2 protein-coding genes are annotated in these 1,501 nt (G+C 58.4%); both read right to left on the bottom strand.

Annotation, left to right across the window (positions count from 1 at the left end; translation table 11 throughout):
* Positions 1-139: 139 nt before the first annotated feature.
* Positions 140-436 carry a hypothetical protein gene (locus tag FSO04_RS45735; RefSeq protein WP_154568002.1) on the bottom strand — a complete coding sequence of 99 codons (297 nt, stop codon included), beginning with the start codon at positions 434-436 and terminating at the stop codon, positions 140-142.
* Positions 437-448: 12 nt separating this feature from the next.
* A partial coding sequence (locus FSO04_RS45730; protein ID WP_233465467.1) for a methyl-accepting chemotaxis protein occupies positions 449-1,501 on the bottom strand: 1,053 nt, incomplete at its 5' end.

The raw sequence follows: 1,501 nt of genomic DNA, 5'->3' as shown, positions 1-1,501 counted from the left end.
GGGCAATTCCGGGAATGAAAAAGGGCGTGGTGCGAACACCACACCAAAAGGTCCTGGCTACGGGGCGTTGTGCCAGAACCCGTGATCAATTGGGGCGCCCGGTGTTTATGCTGGACAACCTGGATGCAGACCAGCAGGACTATCCGTGAGCCTTACTCTTCCTGTCCAGCGCGTTCAGTAAGTTATTGGTCTGTTCCAGCAGCGATGAGTGATATTCGGCGGGCAGCGGTATGTCGTCCATGAGCGACATTGTGTCTTCGATCCCGTGCCGGAATGATTTTGTGATCTCTGCGCATTGGGTTGCTGTGAGGTGTGGGAACGTGGCGTCAAGGAATTTGCCCATGACGACAACCTGCGCGCCGAAACGGGAAATGGCGTGGCCGTTCGACGTGACAAGAATAGTCAGTGATTTCAAAAGCGCGTCGGTGTTATTCAAAACCATGGCTCCTCAGAACGTTTCCCAGTCGGCGCTACTCGCGTCCGCCGGGACGGCCCTGCCGGTGCCGGTCGTGGCGTTGGGCGATTGAGGCGCTGTTTTCGGGTGAGCCGCGGCTGTGCGGCGGGTGGTTGAAGTCCTGGAACCGGACGGGCGCGGTTTGCTTTGCGGAGTAACCATCCGTGATGCGGAGACTCCGGTATCGGCAATCTTGAACACCGACACCGCGTCCCTCAGGTTCATGGCCTGTTCTTCAAGTGACTGCGCTGCTGCTGCCGCCTGTTCAACGAGCGCCGCATTCTGTTGCGTCACTTCATCCATTTGGCCCACGGCCTGATTGACCTGCTCAATGCCACGGCTCTGTTCTTCTGACGCAGCGGCGATCTCGCCGACAATATCGGACACCTGTTTGATTGCCTGCTTGACCTGTCCCATGGTGGCGCTGACTTCTGCCGCCTGTCTGGAACCGTCCTGGACCATTGACACGGACGAGCTGATCAGTTCCTTGATTTCCTTCGCGGCCGTAGCAGAACGCTGGGCCAGACTGCGAACCTCGCTGGCGACCACGGCAAACCCTCGCCCCTGTTCGCCAGCACGTGCAGCTTCCACAGCAGCGTTCAGCGCGAGAATGTTCGTCTGGAAGGCGATACCTTCAATCACGCCCGTGATTTCAGAAATCTTGCTTGAACTCGCGCTGATTTTCCCGATTGTCCCGACCATGGCCTGAACAGTATCGTTACCCGTATCCGCCATGCCGGTGGCGTTCGTTGCCAGAACGTTCGCCTGACGGGCATTGTCAGCGTTCTGTTTCACTGTCTCCGTTAGCTGCGTCATGCTGGCCGCAGTTTCCTCAAGCGACGCAGCCTGTTCTTCAGTGCGGGCCGACAGGTCGGTGTTGCCGCTGGCGATCTCGCGTGAGGCCACCGTGACCGATTCGGTGGACCCCTTGATTCCGCGAATCGTATTGCTAAGCTGCTGATCCATTCTCTTCAGCGCTTCGAGAAGCTGGCCGAACTCGTCTCGCGACGTGATCTGGATATCGTTCTCCAGCCTGCCGCTAGCGAT

This window comes from Paraburkholderia madseniana, from assembly GCF_009690905.1.
Taxonomy (GTDB): domain Bacteria; phylum Pseudomonadota; class Gammaproteobacteria; order Burkholderiales; family Burkholderiaceae; genus Paraburkholderia; species Paraburkholderia madseniana.
This window is presented reverse-complemented; position numbering and strand designations above follow the sequence as displayed.